11 protein-coding genes and 1 pseudogene are annotated in these 24509 nt (G+C 68.4%); 5 read left to right on the top strand and 7 right to left on the bottom strand.

The features are described 5' to 3' along the window. Positions 1–18 precede the first annotated feature (18 nt). Positions 19–528 (top strand): nitroreductase/quinone reductase family protein, encoded by a 510-nt coding sequence (locus ACFVJ3_RS09420; RefSeq protein WP_378451813.1) that lies wholly within the window; start codon positions 19–21, stop codon positions 526–528. Here the strand turns inward: ACFVJ3_RS09420 and ACFVJ3_RS09415 are convergent. Next, positions 474–1703 carry an HNH endonuclease gene (locus ACFVJ3_RS09415; RefSeq protein WP_378451812.1) on the bottom strand — a complete coding sequence of 410 codons (1230 nt, stop codon included), beginning with the start codon at positions 1701–1703 and terminating at the stop codon, positions 474–476. The two genes, ACFVJ3_RS09420 and ACFVJ3_RS09415, sit on opposite strands and share 55 nt — an antisense overlap. 118 nt (positions 1704–1821) lie before the next feature. On the opposite strand from ACFVJ3_RS09415, the gene ACFVJ3_RS09410 reads away from it, so the two are divergent. Continuing rightward, positions 1822–2484, top strand: a complete 663-nt coding sequence (locus tag ACFVJ3_RS09410; protein ID WP_378451811.1) for a CatB-related O-acetyltransferase — start codon at positions 1822–1824, stop codon at positions 2482–2484. A 1-nt stretch (position 2485) separates the two neighbouring features. Here the strand turns inward: ACFVJ3_RS09410 and ACFVJ3_RS09405 are convergent, their stop codons facing one another. Then, positions 2486–2758 carry a hypothetical protein gene (locus tag ACFVJ3_RS09405; RefSeq protein ID WP_378451810.1) on the bottom strand — a complete coding sequence of 91 codons (273 nt, stop codon included), beginning with the start codon at positions 2756–2758 and terminating at the stop codon, positions 2486–2488. 255 nt (positions 2759–3013) lie between these two features. Between ACFVJ3_RS09405 and ACFVJ3_RS09400 the strand changes: the two genes are divergently transcribed. Both ACFVJ3_RS09400 and ACFVJ3_RS09395 read left to right on the top strand, forming a co-directional pair. After that, complete coding sequence (locus tag ACFVJ3_RS09400; protein ID WP_378451809.1) at positions 3014–3928, top strand: diiron oxygenase; 915 nt, start codon at positions 3014–3016, stop codon at positions 3926–3928. A gap of 90 nt (positions 3929–4018) precedes the next feature. Next, a pseudogene (locus ACFVJ3_RS09395) lies at positions 4019–4738 on the top strand (ATP-binding cassette domain-containing protein). Between the two features lie 479 nt (positions 4739–5217). Here the strand turns inward: ACFVJ3_RS09395 and fgd are convergent. Together fgd and ACFVJ3_RS09385 are read right to left on the bottom strand one after the other, a co-directional pair. Continuing rightward, positions 5218–6225 carry a glucose-6-phosphate dehydrogenase (coenzyme-F420) gene (gene fgd, locus ACFVJ3_RS09390; protein ID WP_378451808.1) on the bottom strand — a complete coding sequence of 336 codons (1008 nt, stop codon included), beginning with the start codon at positions 6223–6225 and terminating at the stop codon, positions 5218–5220. Positions 6226–6280: 55 nt separating this feature from the next. Then, positions 6281–6622, bottom strand: coding sequence for a YidH family protein (locus tag ACFVJ3_RS09385; protein WP_378451807.1), 342 nt, complete (start codon positions 6620–6622; stop codon positions 6281–6283). Positions 6623–6714: 92 nt separating this feature from the next. Between ACFVJ3_RS09385 and ACFVJ3_RS09380 the strand changes: the two genes are divergently transcribed. Then, positions 6715–7674 (top strand): alpha/beta hydrolase, encoded by a 960-nt coding sequence (locus tag ACFVJ3_RS09380; protein WP_378451806.1) that lies wholly within the window; start codon positions 6715–6717, stop codon positions 7672–7674. Here ACFVJ3_RS09380 and ACFVJ3_RS09375 read toward each other — a convergent pair. Genes ACFVJ3_RS09375 through ACFVJ3_RS09365 form a run of 3 tightly spaced genes read right to left on the bottom strand, consistent with a single transcriptional unit; the run spans position 7630 to position 24498 of the window. Beyond that, the gene (locus ACFVJ3_RS09375; protein WP_378451805.1) at positions 7630–19164 is read right to left on the bottom strand and encodes an amino acid adenylation domain-containing protein; all 11535 of its coding nucleotides are present in this window, start codon (positions 19162–19164) and stop codon (positions 7630–7632) included. The genes ACFVJ3_RS09380 and ACFVJ3_RS09375 overlap by 45 nt on opposite strands. Beyond that, on the bottom strand, positions 19151–20011 hold the full coding sequence (locus ACFVJ3_RS09370; RefSeq protein ID WP_378451924.1) for a 3-hydroxyacyl-CoA dehydrogenase family protein: 861 nt from the start codon (positions 20009–20011) through the stop codon (positions 19151–19153). Before ACFVJ3_RS09370 ends, ACFVJ3_RS09375 begins: the two co-directional genes overlap by 14 nt. A gap of 14 nt (positions 20012–20025) precedes the next feature. Next, a complete protein-coding gene (locus ACFVJ3_RS09365; RefSeq protein ID WP_378451923.1) occupies positions 20026–24498 on the bottom strand; it encodes a condensation domain-containing protein in 4473 nt (1490 codons plus the stop codon). Positions 24499–24509: the final 11 nt, after the last annotated feature.

Raw genomic sequence — 24509 nt, 5'->3', positions numbered from 1 at the left:
CCGGCGGTCAGATGACCTATGGCCGAATCACCCTTCCCCGACGTCCGATGGGGCAGCGAGAACAGCTTCCTCCGCGAACCTGCCGCCACATTTGCCGCCACCCGACCCGGATCGTGGGTGATCCGGAATCTCGCCGGAGTCGACCGCCGACTCCTCCAGAAGAGCAGGGGGCGCTTCACGATCCTCGGCCCGATCGCCGCACCGGTAGTCCTGCTGACCACGACGGGTCGCAAGTCGGGCGCACTGCGGACGAGCCCGCTCCTGTACTACCGCGAGGGTGAGCAGATCTTCGTCGTGGGCAGCAACTTCGGGCAGGATCACCACCCGGCATGGTCGGGAAACCTCCTCGCCCAGCCGAACGCGAAGGTCACGATCGGCGGGAAGGACATCCGCGTCACCGCTTCCCTGCTCGCCGAACCGGAGCGGACGCGGATCTATCGCGAATTCGACGAGATGGTCCGCGTCTACGGCGTCTACGAGCACCGGACGAATCGCACGATGCGGGTATTCGCTCTCACCGCCTCGTGACCAGACCGCCGCGCCGCGCCCGGGAGCGGTGGCGCGGCCGAGCGGTAGTGGTCGGACCCATTGTCCGCCGTCGTGGCACCCTGATTCCGGCGGGAGCGGATGTGGTCGTGGTGCCGGATCGGCGCATCACACCATGGCGTACGGCACGTCCGATCCCTGAGGTCGATCAGGTTTCGCAGGCTTTTCGGAAACGTGCGCGACTGCGATTCCATCGCCGTCAACGCCCCCGACTGCGGGCACGCATACACCCGCCGCAACGACGTCTCGGTGTCGCTATCGACGGCGTCGGCCACCAACTGCCGGGCAATCCCCGCCGGCACCGGCCCGAAACCCTGCAGCTGCGCCGCCTCCTGCCCGCCGGCCAGCAGCGTCTCGTCCGAGAGCACGAGATTCACCGCCACCGGCACACCCGACGCCACTTCGGCTCCGGTGCCGCGTGCGAACAACAGATCCACCATGAGCTGATTGCGGGTGCGGCCGCCGCTGTTGCCGGTCGCGATGAGACTGTCCGCGTCACGACCGAGGGTCGCCTGCAGGCACACCGCCTGTTCCACCGGCATCAGCACGCTCAGATAGGCCATCGAATCCGGCGCGGGGCGTGTCGTGACGCGCCGTTCCGACACCGCTTTGCGGTGCCTTCGGACCACCGCGGCGGCGTCGAGTTCGACCGCCAACGCTTTCGCCCGTGCGATCAGACCGCAGTCGCCGACCCCGTCGAGGGTGGCCGGGTCCGAGCACAACCGGCGGTCGACGATTCCCCGATCTGCCGCGGACAGGCACGCTGTTTCCCGCACGAGCAACGTCGCACGCCATTCGTTCAACCGGCCGGTCTGCAACATGGCCAGAGTGTGGGGCATCTCGTGCACCAGAGCCTGCGCGAACCCCAGATGCCGGCCGCCCCGATTCGGAGACTCCCTGCGTGCCAAGGCAATCTGCGAGGCGATGCCCCGACCCCACTCGGACTGCGGAAGTCGCCGAGCCCTGCGGTCCGCACGAATACTCGTCGCGACGTCGTCGGTGATCACCGCCTGCGCCGCGCACCCGACAGACTTCAACGCCTCGATCGCATCGAGCAAATCGATCCCCACCCCCGCATCCCCGTCAGCGGAAACCACAGGCAGCCGCGCCGTGAACGCACGCAACTCATCCGGATCAGGCGCCATCAACTCCCCCACAACCAACCTCCCCCAAGGTCGTTCGAATGCATGTTCGACCCTAGCAACAGTCCCTGGACAATGGCAATAGCCGTGCCCTCGTAAAAGCGCGGGCAGCACAGCCGCCGTACGCCGAAGAATGGAGACACAGTTGCCCACGAATGCCGCACCGGACCCAATGACCCTGCACCCCGTTTCGGGTCAGCCTCGGGTGGTTTTGCTCAAACCGCTGATCGAGAACCCGCTGATCGAGGTCGGAGAGTACAGCTACTACGACGACCCCGAGTTCGCGGACGAGTTCGAAACGCGCAATGTCCTGCACCATTACGGCCCCGACCGGCTGATCATCGGCAAGTTCTGCGCATTCGCGACCGGGACGACGTTCATCATGAACGGCGCTAATCATCGAATGAGCGGAGTCTCGACCTTCCCGTTTCCGATCATGGGAGGGGCGTGGGCCGAGCATGCCGATCTGCTCGCCGATCTACCGTCGCGCGGCGACACCGTCGTCGGCAACGACGTGTGGATCGGGGGCAACGCGACGATCATGCCCGGGGTGCGAATCGGGCACGGCGCGATCGTCTCGACCGGTTCGGTGGTGACGCGGGACGTGCCGGACTATGCCGTCGTGGGCGGGAATCCGGCCGTTCGCATCAAGGACCGCTTTTCGGAATCCGATATCGCCGCGCTGGTGCGGATCGCGTGGTGGGACTGGCCGATTTCCGTCGTCACCGAACATGTGCGAGCCATCGCCGCAGGCACTGTCGAGCAACTTCAGGAGATCGCCGACGGACTCGGCTGAATCAGCCGCGTGCCGCCTGCGGCGCTTCGGTGTCGAGGTCGAGTTCGAGTTCGCCGTCGTCGGCGAACACGAGGCGCCCGTCGTCGAGAGCGACGGCCCAGCGGTGCACGGGCGCCCAATCCCGTCCGAGGAGCCCCTCCGACTGGGACAGATCCGCGAAATCCTCGATCACGACACCCGGTGCGGGAGCGTCGGGGTCGCGGCGAACCCGAACGCGAGTGCCGACGACGACATCGGGGCCGTGGGGCTGTGCGGCACTCTTCTGATCAGACATGGGTTCATTCCGCTTTCTGCAGGGTGACGCCAGGGCAAGGGATCATCCGGGCCCGCTGCCGAGAACTCACTACAGACGATCGGCAAATTTTGAGCAAGCCTTCGGTCGGAGTTGTGGGGATCATCACCGAGGCCTTGACGTCCGAAGAACTACCCGTCACTTGTCCATCATTTGTACACCAAATACATTGACGTCAAGGAGTTCCTTCGACATGATTAGATGTAACTGTTGGTCACACTGACATGGAGGAATTTCATGGCACGCTCGACGCTCGCTATCCGCAATCCGAAGATCACGGATCGCCAGGACACCGGCGCCCGGCTCCTCCAGTCTTCCGCACGCATGTCATACGACCCGACTGTCGAGGTGGACTGGGACGCGCCCGTCCCCGACGACCTGTACGGCCTCACCCCCGAGTGGTCCTCGCTGTACGGCACGCCGATGTGGGACGAGATGACGTTCGAACAGCAGATCACGCTGACGAAGCACGAGGTGTCCTCGATCATGGGCACCGGAATCTGGTTCGAGATGATTCTCCAGCAGATGGTGATCCGGGACATGTACGCGAAGGATGCGTCGCAGGCCCACTTCCAGTTCGCGTTGACGGAGGTGGCCGACGAGTGCAGGCACTCGGTGATGTTCGCTCGCACCGCCGAGAAGTTCGGTTGCCCGTCCTACGTTCCGCGCAAGTCGGTGGTCACGCTGGGTCGCGGGTTCAAGGCGCTCGCCTCGGGGGAGGTCGCGTACGCCGGCATTCTCGTCGCCGAGGAGATCCTCGACGTCATGCAGCGCGACTGGATGAAGGACACGCGCGTCCAGCCGATCGTCCGCGTCACCAGCAAGATTCACGTGGTCGAGGAAGCGCGGCACATGCGCTTCGCCCGGGAGGAGACCCTGCGACGGGCCCAGGGCATGAGCAGGACGCACCGCGCGGCGAGCCGCGCCTGCATCGCGATCGCGTCGAACCTGATCGTCTCCAGCATGATCAATCCCGCCGTCTATGCGGCAGCCGGATTGGACACCGAACGCGCGTTGCGCGAGGCGAAGAACAACCGGTTCCGGGCGGAGAAGATCCGTGAGAGTTCGCAGCCGCTCATGCGGTTCCTGGACGACGCCGATCTGCTGGGCGGTCCTTCCCGGCACCTCTACAAGCGCGTGAACATGCTCTGATCGTCGAGATCCCGAGGGTGTAGGACCGAATCTGTCCTCAATTGTCTCTAGGTTCTGTGCAACGAGCCTACGACGACGAACGAGGACGTAATGATCCGCACCGAAGGACTGACGAAACACTTCACGCAGGGCAAGAAGACGCTCGAGGCCGTCCGAGAGGTCTCCCTCGACGTCGCCGAGGGCGGTCTGGTGGCGCTCCTCGGCCCCAACGGCGCAGGCAAATCCACCACCCTGCGCATGCTCACGACGCTGTTGCCGCCGACGGCGGGCCGAGCGTCGATCGCGGGTTTCGACGTGGCGTCGGACCGCGACCAGGTGCGCCGCAGCATCGGCTATGTCGGGCAGGGCAACGGCGCCCGGGCACAACCAGCGCGTGCGCGACGAGCTCGAGACCCAGGTCCTCTGCTGACGAGCCGACCACCGGCATGGACCCGCAAAGCCGCACCAATCTGTGGGACCACATCCTGCGCTTACGCAGGGAGATGGGCACAACGATCGTGCTCACCACCCACCACCTCGAAGAGGCCGATTCGATGGCCGAACGGGTGATCGTCATCGATCAACCCACGGTCATCGCCGACGACACCGCGGTGACGTTGAAAGCCGAACTGGCCGGCTGATCGTCCTGGCGTTCGAAGACGAAGGATCGGCGCGCGAAGCAGCGGTCGTGCCGTGTTGCCGGAACTGTTGCGCCTCAGCGAATCACGAAGGCTTCGCGTCCTCACCGCAGACCTCGCGCATCCCACACTCGACGACGTCTTCCTCGGACTCACCGGACGCAGCCTGCGCGAAACCAACGCCCACGCCTGACGTCCCACACACCCACTCGGGAAGGAAATCCCAAGCACGGAATTGTTCGAGACAGCATCATCGTGATGAACCGGGAACTGCGTCCGACACTCCGCGACCCGGTCAGCGTCGCCTTCAGCCTCATCCAGCCACCCATCCTGCTCGCCCTGTTCGGCCCGCTGCTGAAGGCCGTTCCCGCGATGGGTGAGGGCGTGTGGAACTGGTTCGTACCGGGCGTCCTCGTCACGATCGCGAGTCCTGCTCGGCGTGTTCGGCATCGGACTCGGAGCCCTGTCCTATGCACTGGCATTGGCTGTGCGTGAACAGGATTGGCTGTTCTGGGTCGTGCAGCAGACGCTGAGTTCCCGCTGCTCATCCTGTCCGGAACGATGCTGCCGCTCGACGACGCACCCGGGTGGATGCGCGCGGTAGGCCCTTCGGGCTTGTGCGCCTTTCTGGTAGCTCCCACTACCAAAAAGGCGCACGGGCGGCGAAGCCGCCTACCCCCGCAGGCGCGGCGCCAGATCCCGCTCGAAGAGTTCCAGGAACCGTTTCTGATCGTGGCCGGGAGCGTGGAACACCAGGTGGTTCAACCCCGCATCGAGGTACGGGCGGATCTGCGCCACCGCCTCATCCGGATCCGACGCCACGATCCACCGCTTCGCCACCTGCTCGATCGGCAACGCATCCGCCGCTTTCTCCATCTCGATCGGATCATCGATGCTGTGCTTCTGCTCCGGCGTCAACGACAACGGCGCCCAGAACCGCGTGTTCTCCAGCGCCAACTCCGGATCCGTGTCATACGAAATCTTGATCTCAATCATCTTGTCGATCTCCGCCACATCACGGTCCGCCTTCGCCGCCCCCTCCGCGACCGCCGGCATCAACTTCTCCGTGTACAACTCCATGCCCTTACCGGACGTGCAGATGAACCCGTCACCACTACGACCGGCATACCGGGCCACCACCGGACCACCGGCGGCGATGTACACCGGGATCCCGCCCTCGGGCACGTCGTAGATCGACGCCCCCCTGGTGTTGAAGTACTCGCCCTCGAAATCGACCCGATCACCCAACCACAGTTCGCGCATCAGCCGGACCGCCTCCCGCAGGCGCGCGAACCGCTCCTTGAACTCCGGCCACTCTCCGGCAAAACCCGTCGCGATCTCGTTCAAAGCCTCACCGGTACCCACCCCGAGCATGATCCGCCCCGGATACAGGCACCCCATCGTCGCGAACGCCTGCGCCACCACCGCCGGGTTGTACCGGAACGTCGGCGTCATCACCGACGTCCCCAACTGCAGCCGTGACGTGCGCTCCCCGACCGCCGTCATCCACGCCAACGAAAACGGCGCATGGCCACCCTCGTGCCGCCACGGCTGAAAATGATCCGACACCGTCGCCGAATCCATCCCGTGCGCCTCCGCCAGAACACCCAGCTCCACCAACTCCCGCGGACCGAACTGCTCCGCGGACGCCTTGTAACCGAGCTTGAGTTCGTGGGCCACCGTGTACTCCTTCGTCTTCACGTCCGGTTCGCGAGATGCAAACCTCTTCTGCAGGTTAGAGCGCAGCCACCAGGCTGGCGACCGCCGCTCCCACTGCCACCACCGTCAGTGTCACCGCGAACAGCCACAACTCGTGGGGCGGTGGCATCGGTGCGCCGTCGCGCAGGGCTTTCTCGACCTGCGACCACCGCCGCATGCCGACGAGGGCCGCCGCGGCGGCGAGACCGATCAGGATCAGGCCGAGGGTCGTCCGCACCCACCCGGTGCTGAACTCGGGGACCAGGTGGATCATCGCGATGCCGCCGGCCAGGAGTGCGAGCGAACTCCGCATCCAGGCGAGGAACGTCCGCTCGCTTGCGAGGGTGAAACGCTCGTCGGGCCGGTCGTTGTCGGTCACCGAATCATCTTTACACCGGTTCACCGGAACCGCAGCAAGCAGGTACCCCGCAGTCCTAGATTGGAAGGGCAGGCCACAGCCAGGGGGCGTCCATGCGACCGTTCGAAGCTCTGCGATCCGCGATCTCTCTGCGTGTACTGGTGGTGATGCTGCTGGTCGTGGCCGGGTGGGCGGTGCTCGGCCCGCCGTCGGCCTCTGCCGAGCCCCGCATCACCAGGGTGGACGTGTATTCGGAGTCGATGGGCCGGTGGGTGGCCAACGACGTCATCTCTCCCGCATCGGGCGGTCCGGCGCCGACCTTCTATCTGCTCACCGGCATCGGCGGCGGGTCGGACGGTATCTCCTGGTTCAACAACACCGGTGTGCGGGACTTCTTCGCCGACAAGCACGTCAACGTGGTAATGCCGATCGGCGGCCAGTACAGCATGTACACCGACTGGGACGCCGACGATCCGGTTCTCGGCCGGAACAAGTGGCAGACGTACCTGACGAGCGAACTCCCCGCAGCCATCGACAACCGGTTCGCGACCACCGGCGCCAACGCGATCGGAGGGGTGTCGATGGCAGGCGGCGCGGTACTCGACCTCGCCGTCCAGGTTCCGGGGTTCTACCGGGCCGTCGGCTCGTACAGCGGGTGTGCCGCGACGAGCGGACTGCTGGGGCAGGCAATGGTGCGGTCGATGGTCGAACTGCGTGGCGGCGGCAATGCCGGCAACATGTGGGGCTCGGCCCTGGACCCGCGGTGGCGGGTGCACGATCCGATGCTGAATTCCGAACGTCTGCGCGGCACAGAATTGTTCGTCTCGAGCGGCAACGGACTTCCCGGCAGCATCGACAACCACGACCCCGTGCTGGTGGTGCCCCAGACGATCGGCGGCAGCGTCGTCGAGATGGTGACCAACGTCTGTGCGGCCGCGTTCCAGTCGCGGCTGCACTCGCTGGGGATTCCCGCCACGTTCGCCTATCTCTCGCAGGGCACGCATTCGTGGGGGCTGTTCGAGACCGAGCTACGGGAGTCCTGGCCCGTCATCGGCGGTGCGATCGGGGCGTGACCCCAGCGAGCGCTCCAGGATCGGCCCGATGACCGCGAGGGCTTCCGGTGTGGTCATCCGCAGGTGGTCGCACTCCACCTTGTGCTCGACGATCACGCCGGTGATCGCGGGCTGCCAGACGCTCGGCGACGGCCGTTCGCCGTCCTCCCCGTCGGCGGACTGCGCGGCGCTGAAGAACAACAGGTCGCCGTCGAACACCCGCGGCCGGTATCCGGTGGAGATCTGCTTCGAGTTCTCCAGACCGGTGCTGATGCGACCGAGGAGGGTCGACGCGAACGCGGGGTCGCGGCCGAAGGATCGTCCGAGCATCTCGACCAGCTGCTCGCGGTACGACGTGCCGGCATCGCCCTCGCCCTCGAACTCGACACCCAGCCCGTGCAGCCACTCCTCGGCGTTCACCTCGAGGTCACCGAAGTCGTCGCCCTCCGCGACGTAGCTGTCCATCATCGCGAGTGTGCCCACCTCGGCGCCGGACTCACGGAGTTCGACGGCGATGGCCTGGGCGATGACACCGCCGAGGGACCAGCCCAGCAGGTGGTAGGGCCCCTGCGGCTGCACCGCGCGCATCTCGACGACGTACCGGTGGGCGAGCTCCGCCATCGACTCGAACGTCGCTCCGCCGCTGAGGATCGGCAGCTGCAGCCCGTACAGCGGACGGTCGGACGCGAGATGCTTCATCAGTCCGGCGTATCCCAGCGCGAGTCCGCCTGCCGGGTGCACGCAGAACAGCGCGGGTTGCGCGCCGGACCCCCGGAACGGAACGACGACGTTCAGCACGTCGTCTGCCGGCATGTTTCCGAGCGCCGACGGGTCGACGATGCGGCGAGCCAGGCCCTCCGGGGTGGGATTGCGGAAGATCCACTGCAGCACGACGTCGGTGCCGAGCCGGTCGCGGAGCGCGGACGCCACCCGGGTCGCGGCGAGCGAGTTCCCGCCCAGTTCGAAGAAGTCGTCGTCGGCCCCGACGCTGTCGATGCCGAGGACGTCGGCGAAGACGTCTGCCACCGCCTCCTCGACCGGGGTGGCGGGTGCCCGGAACTCTCTGGGCGCGAGCACCGGTGCGGGAAGCGCTCGCCGGTCCAGCTTGCCGGTGCGGCCGACGGGCAGCCGGTCGAGCACCACCAGCTGGGCGGGCACCATGTACGGCGCGAGGTGGGATCCGGCGTACCGGAGTACCTCGGCGGTGTCGATGCTCGCACCGGCTTCGGCCGTCACGTATCCCACCAGCCGGTCGCCGGTGCCGCCGTGCACGGTGACCGCCGCGCGGCCGACACCGTCGCAGCGGGCCAGCACCGATTCGATCTCGCCGAGTTCCACTCGCTGTCCACGGATCTTCACCTGGAAGTCGTTGCGTCCCACATACTCCAGCCTGCCGATCTCGCTCCACCGCACGAGGTCGCCGGTCCGGTACATGCGGGAGCCGGGTTCGCCGAACGGGTTCGCCACGAAGGACGCGCCCGTCAGTGCGGGCCGCCGGTGGTACCCGCGCGCGAGCCCCGGCCCCGCGACGTACAGTTCCCCGATCACTCCCACCGGAACGGGCTGCAGCCAGGTGTTCACCACGATCACGTCGACGCCCCGCCCGGGACCTCCGACGTTCATCGGTTCGTCGGGGGACAGCACCTCGCTGATCGTGGTCTGCACCGTCGCCTCGGTGGGTCCGTATCCGTTGAAGACGAATCGTCCCGGGGTCCAGCGGTCGGCCAGTTCGGGTGGGAACCGTTCGCCCGCGACGGCGAGTATCCGCAGGGACGGAAGGTCCTCGGGACGGAGGGTGTCCAGGATCGTGGGTGTGAAGAATGCGTGCGAGACGTGTTCACTTGCGAGGAGTTCGGCCAGTTCCCGTCCCCCGAGGACCGTCGGTGGCACGACGACCAGTGTCGCGCCGACGGCGAACGCCATCAGCAGTTCGAACAACGACGCGTCGAAGCTCGGCGACGCCAGATGCGACACCCGCGCACCGTGCATGGATGCGAACCGTTCCCGTTCCTCGACTGCGAGGTTCGCGAGTCCGCCGTGCGTGAGTACGACCCCCTTCGGTGTTCCCGTCGATCCGGACGTGTAGAGCAGGAACGCGGCGTGTTCGACTCTCAGCGGACGCAGACGGTCGGCGTCGGTCACCGGGTCACCGGAGTATCCGTTCGCCACCTCGGGATCGTCGAGCAGCAGCCACGGCACCACCCCGGGCAACCGGTCACGGTGCACCGTCACCGTCAGCCCGAGCACCGCACCCGAATCCTTGAGCATGCCGCCGGTGCGCGCGGGCGGCAGGGCGGGATCGACCGGCACGTACGCCGCCCCCGATTTCGCGACCGCCCACACCGACAGCACCCATTCGATCGATCGCGGCACGCCGATCGCGACGAAGGCGTCCGGACCGGCACCCCGACGGATCAGCGCCCTGGCCAGCCGGTTCGACCGCTCGTCGAGTTCCCGGTACGACACGGTGACGCCGTCGCACGACACTGCGGTCGCCCCCGGTGCGAGCGCGGCGCCCGCGGTGAGGACGTCCGGGAGCGTGCGTTCCGCGGCCGCGGGGAAGCCGCGCATGGGCACGAGTTCGTCCCGTTCGAGGGCATCGAGGATCTCGAGGTCGCCCACCCTGATCGACGAATCGGACACGGCCGCATCGAGCATCCGGACGAACCGGTCGGCCAGGCCGGCGACGGTTTCGGCGTCGAAAAGGTCGGTGGCGTAGGTGAAACCGGCGGTGATGCCTGCCGGCGATCCGTCGTCCGTGTACTCCTCGGACAACGTCAGCTGCAGGTCGAACCTCGCGATCGTCGCACCGAGGTCGATACCCTCGACCTCGACGCCAGGCAGCGAAAGGTCGGGGCGTTCGACGTTCTGGAACTCGAGCAGCACCTGGAACAGCGGCGAGTGTGCCGTCGAGCGGGGCGGATCGAGCGCTTCGACGACCTTCTCGAACGGCACCTCCGCGTGGGCGTACGCACCGAGATCGACGTCGCGCACCTGCTCGAGCAGTTCGGAGAACCGGCTCGAGTCGGAGACGACGGTCCGCAGCACCACGGTGTTGACGAACATCCCGACGACGTCGTCGAGTGCGGCCTCGCCGCGCCCGGCCACCGGGGTGCCGACGGCGATGTCCTCGGTACCGGACATCCTCGCGAGGAACGCGGCCAGGGCGGCGTGCGCGACCATGAACACGGTCGACTGGTGCGTGCACGCAGTCGTCAGCAGCCGTCGGTGCAGACCGGCGTCGATCTCGAATCCGACCCTGCTCCCGTCGGGCGTGCGTTGCATCGACCGCGGGCGGTCGGCGGGCAGGTCCAGGGCTGCGGGGAGGCCGGCGAGCGTGGTGCGCCAGTAGTCGAGTTGCTGCGACACCATCGACTGCGGATCGTCCTCCGACCCGAGGAGTTCACGCTGCCAGAGCGTGAAATCGGCGTACTGGACCGTCGGCGGGTGCCACTGAGGGGCGTGCCCGGCCGCCCGCGCGGTGTACGCCACCATCATGTCGCGCGCGAGCGGGACCATCGACACGCCGTCCGCAACGATGTGGTGGACCACGACCAGCAGCACTCGATCGGTGGCGGACGTCTCGAACACGGCTGCCCGCAACGGGATCTGTCCAGTGACGTCGAACCCTTCCGAGACGGCCGCCGACAGCCGGTCCCGCAACTCCTCGTCGCTCGACACGGTCGCGACAGGCAGGTCCGGCACCGAATCCGCAGCCGAGAGGATCACCTGCACCGGTTCGTCGCCGGCCATCGGGAATCGGGTGCGGAGTGATTCGTGTCGCTCCACCACATCGGACACCGCAGCCCGCAGTGCGTCGAGGTCGAGTGCGCCGGTGAGCCGGAACGCCATGGCGATGTTGTAGGCGGGCGAAGAGGTGTCGAACTGGTTGAGGAACCACATGCGGGTCTGGGCCAGGGAAAGGGGAATGCGCTCGGGGCGCGGTACTGCCCGCAACTCCTGCCGGTGAGTCAGCACACCTGCTTTCGCCGCGCGCTCCGCGAACCCCGTCACGGTGGGCGCCTCGAACAGGGCGTGCACGCCGACGTCGACGCCGAGAGCGGCATCGACCCGTGCGACGACCCGGGTGGCCGACAGCGAATCTCCACCCAACCGGAAGAAGTCGTCGTCGGCACCGACACGGTCGACGCCGAGGACGTCGCCGTACACCTCGGCGACGACGGCCTCGAACGGGGTTGCCGGAGCATGGAATCGACGCACCGGAGCGTCCGGTACGGGGAGTGCGGCACGATCCAACTTCCCACTCGCCGACACCGGCAACCCGTCCAACACCACCACCACCGACGGCACCACACCCCCCGGCAACACCGACCCCGCAAACCCCACCACCACACCCGGATCCACCCGCACCCCCACCTCCGGCACCACATACCCCACCAACCGACCACCCTCACCCACCACCACCACAGCCGCCGCCACCCCCGGACACCGCCCCAACACCGACTCCACCTCCCCCAACTCCACCCGCTGCCCCCGCACCTTCACCTGAAAATCAGCACGCCCCACAAACACCAACGACCCCAACCCATCCCACCGCACCAAATCCCCCGTCCGATACAACCGCGACCCCACACCCCCGAACGGATCCGCCACAAACGACCCCGCCGTCAACCCCGCCCGCCCCAAATACCCCCGCGCCAACCCCACACCCCCCACATACAACTCCCCCACCACACCCACCGGCACCGGCCGCAACCACCCATCCAGCACCACCACCTCCACACCCACCGCCGGACCCCCCACCGTCACCACACCCCCCGCCACCAACGCCCCACTCACCGTCGCCTGCACCGTCACCTCCGTCGGCCCATACGCATCGAACAACTCCCGCCCCGGCGCCCACCGCGCCACCAACTCCGGCCCCAACACCTCCCCCGCCACCACCAACACCCGCACCGACCCCAACGCCCCCACCTCCACCGTCGCCAACACCGACGGCGTCACAAAACAATGCGTCACCCCATTAACCGCCAACCACTCCCCCAACGCCGCACCCCCGAACACCCCCGGCGGCGCCACCACCAACCGCGCCCCCACCGAAAACGCCATCAACCACTCGTACACCGACGCATCAAAACTCACCGACGCCACATGCGACACCCGACACCCCGACCACAAACCAAACCGAACCCGCACCTCCTCAACCAAATTCGCCAAACCCCCATGCGTCACCACCACCCCCTTCGGACGCCCCGTCGACCCCGACGTATACATCACATACGCCGCACACCCACCCACCAACCGCCCCGTCCGCTCCCCATCCGACACCACACCCCCCGACACCCCCTCCACCACCGACACATCATCAACCCGCAACCACTCCACCACCGACGGCAACACCACCCCCGACACCGACAACCCCACCACCGCACCCGAATCCACCAACAACTCCCGCACCCGCACCTCCGGCAACACCGGATCCACCGGCACAAACGCCGCCCCCGACTTCACCACCGCCCACACCGCCACCACCAACTCCACCGACCGCGGCACCGCCACCCCCACCACCAACTCCGGACCCACACCCCGCCCGATCAACACCCGCGCCCACCGATTCGACCACTCATCCAACTCCCCATACGACAACTCCACACCCCCACACGACACCGCCACACCACCCCCACCCAAACCCACACCCCCCGCCAAAATCTCCGGCAACAACCGCACCCCCACACCCGCCACACCCCGCACCGGCACCAACACACCCCGCTCACCCACACCCAACACATCCACACGAGCCAACGTGACATCCGGATCGGAGGCCATCGCCTCGAGCACCCGGGTGACCCGGCCGGCCATCGCGTCGACGGTGGCCCGGTCGACCAGGTCGGGTCGGTAGTGAAACGTCATGCGCAGCTGCGTGTCCACCGAGAATGCGACGCTCAGCGGATAATGCGTGGCGTCGACGCCGCGCACGTCGACCACCCGGATGCCCGCGAGGTCGGTGTCCTCGGTCAGGCCTCCCCGGTCGATCGGGTACGACTCGAAGACGGTTGCCGTGTCGAACCCGATGTCGGGGCCGGCTGCTCGCTGGATGTCGGCGAGACCGAGGTGATGGTGGTCGAGGAGGGCCGCCTGTTCCGCTTGTGTCCGGTCGAGCAACCGGCCCAGCGTGTCCCGGGGGTTCAGCGTGATTCGTGTGGGCACGGTGTTGACGAACAATCCGATCATCGATTCGACGCCGGAGAGGTGCGGCGACCGCCCGGACACGGTGCTGCCGAACGTCACGTCGTGGCGGGACGTCGCAGCCCCGAGCACGATGCCCCACGCCACCTGCGTCACCGTGTTCAGTGTCGTGTTGCGGGTACGCGCGAGGGTGGTGAGGTCGGCGGTCAGATCCTCGGACACGGTGAACGGGGCACTCTCGGGAGGAGCCGACAACGGCCGATCCCGTGCGTCCGGCAGGAGCAGTGTGGGACCGGCGACGCCGGCGAGCGCGGTCGCCCACGCCACTCGCGAGTCCGCCGGGTCCCGGCGATGCAGCCACGACAGGAAGTCCCGGTAGGGCCGGGGTCGCGGCAACGCCGAAACATCGTCTCCGGCCACATAGAGCGCGAGCAGTTCGCGGATCGCCAGCGGCATCGACCATCCGTCGAGGAGGGTGTGATGATTGGTCCACACGAGTCGCGATTCGTGGCTTCCGGTCGTCACGAGCAGGAACCGCACCAGTGGGGCCCGGGAGGTGTCGAACGGCGCGGCCCGGTCGGCGGTGACGGCCCGGTCCAGTTCGTCGGTCCGCGCCACCTCGGGCAGGTCCGTGAGGTCGATCTCGCGGAACGGTAGGTCGACGGCCGCGGGAACCACCTGGACGAATGTTCCGTCTCGGGCGGGAACGAACGCCACCCGCAGATTCGCGTGCCGATCCAGCAATGCCTGTGCGGCGCGGCGCATCCGGGCCGGGTCGACGGCACCCTTCAGGTGCAGCTCCACCTGCACCGTGTATGCGTCGATCGACGGCTTCGCCAGCAGGGCGTGGAACAGCAACCCGGCTTGCAGGGGTGCGGGCGGCCACACGTCGGTGAGCGCGCCGAAGCGCTCCTCCCACGTGTCAAGGTCGCCCTGGGACACGTCGACGAGGGGCACGTCCGACGGTGTGAGTCCGCCGGCATCCCCACTACGAGCGTGGGATACCAATGCGGACAAGGCCTCCCGCCACCGTTCGGCCAGCCGCTCCACCTCGGCGTGCGCGAGCAGGGTGTCCGGGAAGCCGAAACCGACCCGGAGTCGTCCGCCGATCACGATCGCGTTGACCTCGACGGCGGCCGACGCCGGCATGTCGGGGTCCGGGACGTACCGCAGGTCGCCGAACCCGTCGGCGGGACTCCAGCCGACCGCGGTGCCCTGATCCGCCGAATCCGGAACCTGGCCGAGATAGTTGAAACTGATCTGCCCCGGTTCTGTTCTCGGCAGGCCGCCCGCGGTGTCCGGGTTCAGGTAGCGGAGCAGTCCGTAACCGATACCCATGTCTGGCACTGCCCGGAGGTGTTCTTTCACGCGTTTCACGGCACTGCCCATGTCGTGGCCGCCGGCAAGCGCGTTGTCGAGGTCGATGCCGCGGAGATCGACGCGGACGGGGAAGACCGTCGTGAACCAGCCGACAGTGCGGGACAGGTCGGCGCCGGGCACCACCTGCTGCTCCCGGCCGTGCCCTTCCAGCCGGATCAGCATCGACGTTCCCGGGATCCCCCGCTCGGCCCGCCACCTCGACGACGCCACCACCAGCGCCGTCAGCAGGACGTCGAGGACGCCCCCGCGATACAGCTCCGGCAGGCGAGTGAGCAGAGCAGACGTGTCGTCGGGGGAGGTCTCGACGCTCACGTTTTGCAACGCGGTCGCGAGGTCCCGGCCCGGATCGAGGGGGCGTTCGGTGATGAGCGGGTCGGGTCCTTCTACGACGTTCTGCCACCACACCAGTTCGGCGACTCTCTCGCTCCGGACAGCTTCGTCGGCCAGCGCGTGCGCCCACCGGCGCATCGACGTCGCCGGTTCCGGGAGGGACGGCACGCTCCCTGTGCTGATCTGATACCAGGCAGCGGCGAAGTCGGGCAGCAGAATCCGCCACGACACCCCGTCGACCGCGAGGTGGTGCGCCACCACGATCAATCGTCCGGTCCGGGCCGGGGGCGCGGCGGCGGGCTCCGGGTCGAGCCAGACGAACTGGACGACCACACCGTCGGATGGGCGCAATCTCTCCACGGCCGCCTGGTGCTCGGCCGCGATCAGGTCTGCCAGCGTGCCGGGATCGGTCGCCGGGTCGTAGGCGATGCGCCGGACCAGTGTGCCGGTGTCGATGTCGGTCGCGACACGAGTTTCCATCTGCCACTGCCCGTTCGCGTCCTGGTAGAGCCGCGACCGCAGCATGTCGTGTCGTGCGAGCACCGCGGTGACGGTCGTGAGGAGGCGGTCCGGGTCGATGCCGCCCGGGAGGTCGAGCAGCACGCTCTGGCTGAACCGCTCGAAGTGCCCGCCGCGCTCGATCAGGTACCGGACCACCGGCGTGGGCGGGAACGCGCCGATTCCGCCGCCCTCGAGTTCGGCTAGCGCAACCGGGGTCTCACCGTCCGCGACCTCCGATTCCGCCGCGAGGGCGGCCACCGTCCGGTGCTCGAACACCTGCTGCGGCGTGAACACCAATCCTCGTGCCTTGGCGCGGGAGACGAGCCGGATCGAGAGGATGCTGTCGCCGCCCAGCGCGAAGAACGACTCGTCCAACCCGACCTGGTCGACGCCGAGCACTTCGGCGTACACCGACGCCAGTGTCTGTTCCGCCGCTGTCCGTGGCGCACGGGTTGGTGCACGCGCCACGACGGGCGCGGGGAGTGCGGCACGATCCAACTTCCCACTCGCCGACACCGGCAACCCGTCCAACACCACCACCACCGACGGCACCACACCCCCCGGCAACACCGACCCCGCAAACCCCACCACCACACCCGGATCCACCCGCACCCCCACCTCCGGCACCACATACCCCACCAACCGACCACCCTCACCCACCACCACCACAGCCGCCGCCACCCCCGGACACCGCCCCAACACCGACTCCACCTCCCCCAACTCCACCCGCTGCCCCCGCACCTTCACCTGAAAATCAGCACGCCCCACAAACACCAACGACCCCAACCCATCCCACCGCACCAAATCCCCCGTCCGATACAACCGCGACCCCACACCCCCGAACGGATCCGCCACAAACGACCCCGCCGTCAACCCCGCCCGCCCCAAATACCCCCGCGCCAACCCCACACCCCCCACATACAACTCCCCCACCACACCCACCGGCACCGGCCGCAACCACCCATCCAGCACCACCACCTCCACCCCCACCGCCGGACCCCCCACCGTCACCACACCCCCCGCCACCAACGCCCCACTCACCGTCGCCTGCACCGTCACCTCCGTCGGCCCATACGCATCGAACAACTCCCGCCCCGGCGCCCACCGCGCCACCAACTCCGGCCCCAACACCTCCCCCGCCACCACCAACCCCCGCACCGACCCCAACGCCCCCACCTCCACCGTCGCCAACACCGACGGCGTCACAAAACAATGCGTCACCCCATTAACCGCCAACCACTCCCCCAACGCCGCACCCCCGAACACCCCCGGCGGCGCCACCACCAACCGCGCCCCCACCCAAAACCCCAACAACCACTCGTACACCGACGCATCAAAACTCACCGACGCCACATGCGACACCCGACACCCCGACCACAAACCAAACCGAACCCGCACCTCCTCAACCAAATTCGCCAAACCCCCATGCGTCACCACCACCCCCTTCGGACGCCCCGTCGACCCCGACGTATACATCACATACGCCGCACACCCACCCACCAACCGCCCCGTCCGCTCCCCATCCGACACCACACCCCCCGACACCCCCTCCACCACCGACACATCATCAACCCGCAACCACTCCACCACCGACGGCAACACCACCCCCGACACCGACAACCCCACCACCGCACCCGAATCCACCAACAACTCCCGCACCCGCACCTCCGGCAACACCGGATCCACCGGCACAAACGCCGCCCCCGACTTCACCACCGCCCACACCGCCACCACCAACTCCACCGACCGCGGCACCGCCACCCCCACCACCAACTCCGGACCCACACCCCGCCCGATCAACACCCGCGCCCACCGATTCGACCACTCATCCAACTCCCCATACGACAACTCCACACCCCCACACGACACCGCCACACCACCCCCACCCAAACCCACACCCCCCGCCAAAATCTCCGGCAACAACCGCACCCCCACACCCGCCACACCCCGCACCGGCACCAACACACCCCGCTCACCCACACCCAACAGGTCCAGCCCGGCGAGCGGTGTATCCGGTGCCCCGACCGCGGCGGCGAGGATGTGTGCGAGGCGCTGCGCGTCGCCAGGACCGTGCACGTCGACGGTCCAGGAGCCGTCGTGGTCGTCGACTTCCACGAACACCCCGTCGCCGCCGGAGTCCCACCGCTTCACGACGGCGACGGCACCCGCACCGATGCGTTCGACGCCGAGCGGTTCCCGCATGCCGCCCGCCACCGGCCACGAGTCCACTGCACCATCTTCGGAAGCGAGGAACCGGTGTCGTCGGGATCTCCGGAGTTGCAGACCCACGTGCCGTGTCAGCGCGTCGAACGTGAGTTGCGGTGCGAGGGAAAGCCTCACGGGTGTGGTGGAACCGTGCGACCGGTGCCCGACCACCACGTCCTCGACGGCGGTGCGGCTGTGCCAGTACACCGCCAGCGCGGCGAGCAGGACGGCAGCGGGACCACCACCGCTGCGGCGCGCGAGCCGCACGAGCGCGCCGTCGGCGGGAATGGTGAACGGGCCGAGGTTCTCCTCTTCGGAGACCGGACCGGGTGGGGTCTCGTGTCGCGGCGCTCCGGCGAGCAGGTGCTCCCAGTAGCGGCGGTCGTCCGCCCACGATTCGCTCTCGCGGTACCGCGCATCGGAGGTCAGTGGGACGGACGGCGGCACGAACGGCCGGGACTCGGGCGGCGAGGTGGGGGCGGCGTCTCCCGACTCGTAGGCCTCGGCGGTGCGGCGGACGATCGCCGTCATACCCGGTTCGTCGTTCACCAGCCAGTGGTAGCGCTGGAACCACCCGTATCTGCCGTGCGGCAGCCGGAACAGGACGTGTACGTACAGCGGTCCGGTGCCGGGGTCCATGGGCCGGTTCAGCTCGTGGTCGATCCACGTCGTCACGAGACGGCCGGGATCGTCGGACGCGGTGGCGTCGAGGACGTCCGGGCCGGTCACCGCGGCGCCGGTGACCTGCCCGGGTTCCGGTCCGTCGAGCACGAAAGTACTGTGCAGGCCGGTGCATTCGGCCAAAGTCGTCTGCAGTGCCCGGCAGAACCGGTCTTCGTCGAGCGGCCCGTCGAGTTCGAGATACTGGCCGAAGGAGGCATCGGGCACACCGGCGCGGAGCACCGCGAGTTGATCGTAGGTGAGGGGCAGCACCTCACCGGTACTCATGGAATCCTCGCCCGGTCTTACGCCCGAGATGACCGGCCTCGACCAGGGCGACGAGCGACTCGGGCGGGCGGTAGTGGTCGTCACCGGTCAACTCGCGCAGCGCGGTCATCGTGTCGTGGACGTTGTCCAGACCGATCAGGTCCGCTGTCCGCAGTGGTCCCATCGGGTGGCCGAGGCAGCCTTCGAACAACGCATCGGTGGTGTCCGCGTCGGCGATACCGTCGCCGAGCGCGGCGGCCGCCTCGGCGATACACAGCATGAGGACACGGTTGAGCAGGAATCCGGGTCCGTCGCCGACGACGATGCCGGTCTTGTTCAGTGAGGCGAGGAGCACCAGCGCACGGTCCAGCGACTGCGGCGACGTCCGCGGCCCCCGCACCACCTCGACGGTGTCCTTGAGCGGTGCGGGGTTCATGAAGTGCAGTCCGACAACCTGTTCCGGCCTTGCGGTGCTCTCCGCGAGTCGGTCGACGGGGATGCCGGAGGTGCACGACGCGAGTAACGCGTCGGGTGCGCAGACCCGGTCCAGTTCGGCGAAGACCTTCTCCTTGAGATCGATTCGCTCGGGGACGCATTCGATGATTACGGTGGCCTCGCGCAGATCGGTCATCTGCCCGGTCCAGTGCACCCGCGCGGTCACCTCGGCGGGCTTCGGACCACCAGCCCGGCCGAGGAGAATCGCCAGGCGCAGCGAGTCGCGCATCCGAGACCGGGCCTGTTCGACAGCCTGCGGGTCGGGGTCGACGACGATCACGTCGTGGCCGGCCTGCGCGAGACATTCGGCCACCCCGGCGCCCATGGTCCCCGCTCCGACCACACCGATCCTCATCGCACTGCCCCCAGTCATCGCGCTGCCACTGGTCATCGCGCTGCCTCCGTGGAGAAGCCGGTGTCGTCCTGATGCACGTACTCCATCGCCACCTCCTGGGTGGGCAGGTCGGGATGAGCCACGAGTCCGGCCAGCAGGCGCCGGAGGTCGGTGAGCATCGCGGTAGCCGTGCTCCGGTCGAAGAGATCGGTGGCGTAGTCGAGTCCGAGGGTGAGTGTCGTGGGGCCGCGGGTCCACGACAGCCCGAGTTCGACGGGCGACGGGTCTGCCCGCTCGGCACTGTCGTCGCGCTCCCCGTCGCAGCGCACCGGGAAGTGCCGCGCCGCCGTGTCGGCCACGCGACTGTCCGAGGACAGCTCCCGGCGTACGGTCTCCACCAGTTCCGGGTAGGTGGGGTCGCCGGACAGGTCGACGGCCACGAGCCGCGGCGATGCCCCCGGTCTCGCGGCCGTGCCCACCGCCACCTCGTCCTGCGCCGTGTACCAGGCGAGGAGCGTGAGCCAGGCGGCGAGCAGTTCCGGGTGGCCCGGGTGTCCGTCGAGCGTCGCCGTTACCCGTGCCGTCGAATAGCTCGGCGGTTCCGCGCCGGTCGAGGGCTGCCGGGGCCGGTCGGCCGGGACCAGGGGCGGCGCCTCCACACGCGACACCGGCGCTGGAGCCGCGTCGGTCAGGAACGCGGAGATAGGTTGTGTGCGCGGCGCATCCGCGACACCGTCGAGGATGCGAACGTACTCGGCGCACAGCGCGGCGGCAGTCTGCTCGGTGAACAGTTCCGTGCTGAACTCGAGCCCGGCCGCCATGCCGTCCTCGCCGCCCCGCTCCGTGGTGACGAGGGTGAGATCGAACTTGGCCGTGCCGGACGGCACCCCGCCGAACGCGATGGCCGCGGGATCCTCCTGGTCGAACAGCGTCTCGGTGAGTCCTTGCTGCGACTGCAGCGCCGGCAGTTCCTGGTGGACGTGGCAGACGTCGAACAAGGGTGTCCGGCTCAGGTCCCGGTCGCCGGTGAGTGCGGTGACGACGCGGTCGAACGGAATCTCCTGGTGTTCGAGGGCGCCGAGCACGACATCACGCACGCGGGCGCACAGCTCCGTGACGCTCGGGTCCCCGGACAGGTCGGCGCGCAGTGCCACCGTGCTGTTGAAGTACCCGATCATGCCGGACAGTTCCCGTCGGTTGCGTCCGGTCGTCGGTGTCCCGACCACGAGGTCGCGCTGGCGGCTGCGGCTCGCCATGAGGAGGTAGAACGCGGAGAGCAGCACCACGAACAGCGACACGGACTCCCTCCGCGCCACGACCCGCAGGCTCCGTGTCAGGTCCTCGGACACGGTGAACGTGTGGAACGCGCCGGTGAAGTTCTTCCGCTCCGGGCGCGGGAAGTCGGTGGGCAGCCGGAGCAGCGGAACATCGTCCAGAATGGTTCTCCAGTAGTCGAGTTCGGAGTCGAGCGCGGCGCTCGCGATCAGTTCCCGCTGCCACAGGGCGTAGTCCCAGTACTCGATGGGAAGCGGGGCCAGGTCGGCGCGGCGACCGGCTCGGCGTGCCGCGTACAGGGCGGGCAGTTCCTGCTCGAAGATCCTCGGCGAACCCCCGTCGTTGACGGAATGGTGGGTGGTGACCTGCAGGACGTGCTCGTCCGGGCCGACCCTGATGAGCAGTGCGCGCACGAGCGGGTCGGTGGCCAGGTCGAACGGTGCCACCGCGGCCTCGTGTACGAGAGCCCGGGCCGAGGCCACCGGATCCGGTTCGCCCGACACGTCGGCGGTGCGGAAGAAGTCGCCGAGGGATTCGCGGATCCGCAGTTCCGGCTCCCCGTCGACCTCGACGTAGTTGGACAGCAGCACCCGATGCCGTGCGGCGAGGTCGTCCCACATTCCCCGGACGGCGGATTCGTCGATCGGCCCGTGCAGTTCGCTGACCATCGGCAGGTTGTAGATGGTCGTGGCGGCGTCGAGTTGATGATGGAACCACATGCGTACCTGACCGAACGACAGCACGTGCCGCCCCCGCGGCATGATCGGGGGCAGCCCACCCGACGCGGACGTGCCGTCCGCGAGGAGTGCGGCGAAGTCGGCGACCTTCGGGCGCTCGTAGAGGTCGATGAGTTTGGGCCGGACCCCGTATCGGTCCGACACCCGGTCGACGAGTTGCATGCCGATCAGCGAGTTTCCACCGAGGTCGAAATAGTCGTCGTCGGCGCCGACGTCCCTCTCGCTGTGGAGCAACTCGCGCAGTGTCGTCTGCAACCAGTCGAGGCTGTCTTCCGGCGCGGCCGTCACCGATCGGGTGCTCGGTTCCGCCGACGGATTTTCCGTTACGTCGGCCCAGTCGGGTCGGCCCGGGAGGTCGAACCAGCACCGCGAACCGCGCATCGGGTGGCCAGGAAGTCGCACTCGCCGGGCGGAGTCGTCACCGCGGTCGACGGCCGCCCAGTCGAGGTCGATTCCGCGCTCGTACAGACCGGCGAGGAGGTGTGTGACCGCCTCGGATGTGTCCGGCGCACGGAGTATTTCGGCGTCCGGCGTATCACGGAGGGCGTCGGCGAGCAGTGCCCCGAGGCGTCCCTCCGGGCTCGGCTCCACGAAGACGACGGGTCCGTCCGCGAGCATTCCCTTCGCGACGGCGACTAGCCGGTCCGTGTCGATCGACGGGTTCGCGGCCGCGTCGGCGATGTCGGCCGCATCCACCGCCGACAGTGTGTCCCGCAGATACCGGGCCGCGTACCGGGACACGCCGCCGCTGAGGACGGCGTCGACCGTGACGCCCATGGCGCGGAGTTCCCGGTGGACGGCGATCTGGCCGGCGAGGAGGTCCGCCTCGTCGCCGGTGGCGGGAAGCTCCGACGGCAGGGTGCGGCCGCGCAGCGCGGGCGGCATCCGGTCGGGTGACAGCAGCAACGCCACGGCGGGGCGTTGCCGGGTCGTCGGTGCGGAGTCCTCGCCGCGGGCGCCGAGTTCGGCCGCGCGCGCAGCGAGCGACTGCGAGAGTTCGGCGATGCTGCGTGCGTGCACCGCCACCCGGTGGTCGTGGTGCGGGCGGCCGCGGTTGAGGGTGAAGACGACACCGTCGACGTCGTGCCCGCGCACTGCCGTCGCCAGTTCGGCACACAGAGTGGCGAGGGCGCCCTCGCTCTTCGCCGACACCCCGACCAGTCGGGTCGTATCGGCGGCGCGGGATCCGGCGGCACGCTCGGGCGGCTGTTCCACCACGCAGTGGGCGTTGATGCCGCCGAGGCTGAACGAACTCACCCCGGCGCGCCGGGGTCCGGTCTCGTCGCTCCACGTCCGGGCCTCGGTGACCACCTCGATTCCGTTGCCCGCGAGGTCGACTCCGCCGGTGGGTCGTTCGAAGTGCAGCGACGGGTACAACTCGCCGTGCTCGACCCCCAGGATCGCCTTCACGAGGCCGGACACCCCGGCGGCGTGGTCGAGGTGACCGATATTGGTCTTCACCGAACCGATCGGCAGGACGCCGGGACGGCCCCGGAACGCGGACGTGATCCCTTCGAGTTCGACCGCGTCGCCGAGTGGGGTTCCCGATCCGTGGGCCTCGAGGTACCCGGCATCGCCCGGGGTGAGGCCCGCCGTCTGCCAAGCCCGGGAGATGACGGCCGCCTGTGCCCGGGCGCTCGGGGAACTGATGGTCGCGGACGAATGACCGCTGGACACCGTTGCGGTGCCGCGGATCACGGCGTGGACCGGGACGCGGTCGGCGCGGGCGCGGGCCATCGTGGTGAGGAGAAGCGCCGCCCCGCCCTCCCCGACCGCGGTGCCGTCCGCGTTCGCGTCGAACGCGCGGCAGCGCCCGCCGGGTGACATCAGTTCCGCGGATCCCTCCGCCATGTCCGCGCGGAGGCCGTTCACCCGCAGACTGACTCCGCCCGCGAGAGCGAAGTCGGCGTCACCCGAACGCAGCTCACGGCAGGCGTGGTGCACCGCGATGAGCGACCCGTTGCAACCCGAATCGACGGCGTAGCAGGGTCCGGTGAGGCCGAGGTGGTATGCGATCCGGGCCGGCACGGCGAACGGAACGTTGCCCAGTGTGCTCAGCACACCCGGTTCCGCCCACATCGCCGGATACGTCGAGGTGGCGGCGCTGAATACCACCGCCGTCTCGCTGTCGCGGAACTCCGCCACCGAGTAACCGGCGTCCTCGACCGCCTGATACGCGAGGACCAGTGCGAGCCTCTGCTGCGGGTCGATCAGCGACGCTTCCCGTTTCGACAGGGTGAAGTAGGCGTAGTCGAACGTGGAGATGTCCTCGACGAAACCCATCGCGTGGTAGTGGGACGGAGGTCCCAGCCCGGTCGCCTTCGCCCGTGACCGCGACAGCGGACGCACCGAATCCCGGCCCGCCGCGAGATTGGCGCGGAACTCCGCCAGGTTCGCGGCCTCGGGGTAGCGCGCGGCGATGCCGACCACGGCGATGTCGTCGTCGCTCGGTGTGGGATGTCGCATGGTCCCCGGTGTGGGATGTCGCATGGTCCCCGATGTGGAATGTCGCATGGTCACGGTTG

Source organism: Rhodococcus sp. NPDC127593, assembly GCF_042671975.1.
In the GTDB taxonomy this organism is placed as follows: domain Bacteria; phylum Actinomycetota; class Actinomycetes; order Mycobacteriales; family Mycobacteriaceae; genus Rhodococcus_F.
Note: the sequence above shows the minus strand (reverse complement) of the source record. Positions and strands in the feature narration are given on the sequence as shown.

Excerpts from the sequence above, each read along its gene's own strand:
- ACFVJ3_RS09420 (WP_378451813.1), top strand. The coding sequence starts at position 19 with ATGGCCGAATCACCCTTCCCCGACGTCCGATGGGGCAGCGAGAACAGC.
- ACFVJ3_RS09410 (WP_378451811.1), top strand. The coding sequence starts at position 1,822 with ATGGAGACACAGTTGCCCACGAATGCCGCACCGGACCCAATGACCCTG.
- ACFVJ3_RS09405 (WP_378451810.1), bottom strand. The coding sequence starts at position 2,758 with ATGTCTGATCAGAAGAGTGCCGCACAGCCCCACGGCCCCGATGTCGTC.
- ACFVJ3_RS09400 (WP_378451809.1), top strand. The coding sequence starts at position 3,014 with ATGGCACGCTCGACGCTCGCTATCCGCAATCCGAAGATCACGGATCGC.
- ACFVJ3_RS09380 (WP_378451806.1), top strand. The coding sequence starts at position 6,715 with ATGCGACCGTTCGAAGCTCTGCGATCCGCGATCTCTCTGCGTGTACTG.
- ACFVJ3_RS09375 (WP_378451805.1), bottom strand. The coding sequence starts at position 19,164 with ATGAGTACCGGTGAGGTGCTGCCCCTCACCTACGATCAACTCGCGGTG.
- ACFVJ3_RS09370 (WP_378451924.1), bottom strand. The coding sequence starts at position 20,011 with ATGACTGGGGGCAGTGCGATGAGGATCGGTGTGGTCGGAGCGGGGACC.
- ACFVJ3_RS09365 (WP_378451923.1), bottom strand. The coding sequence starts at position 24,498 with ATGCGACATTCCACATCGGGGACCATGCGACATCCCACACCGGGGACC.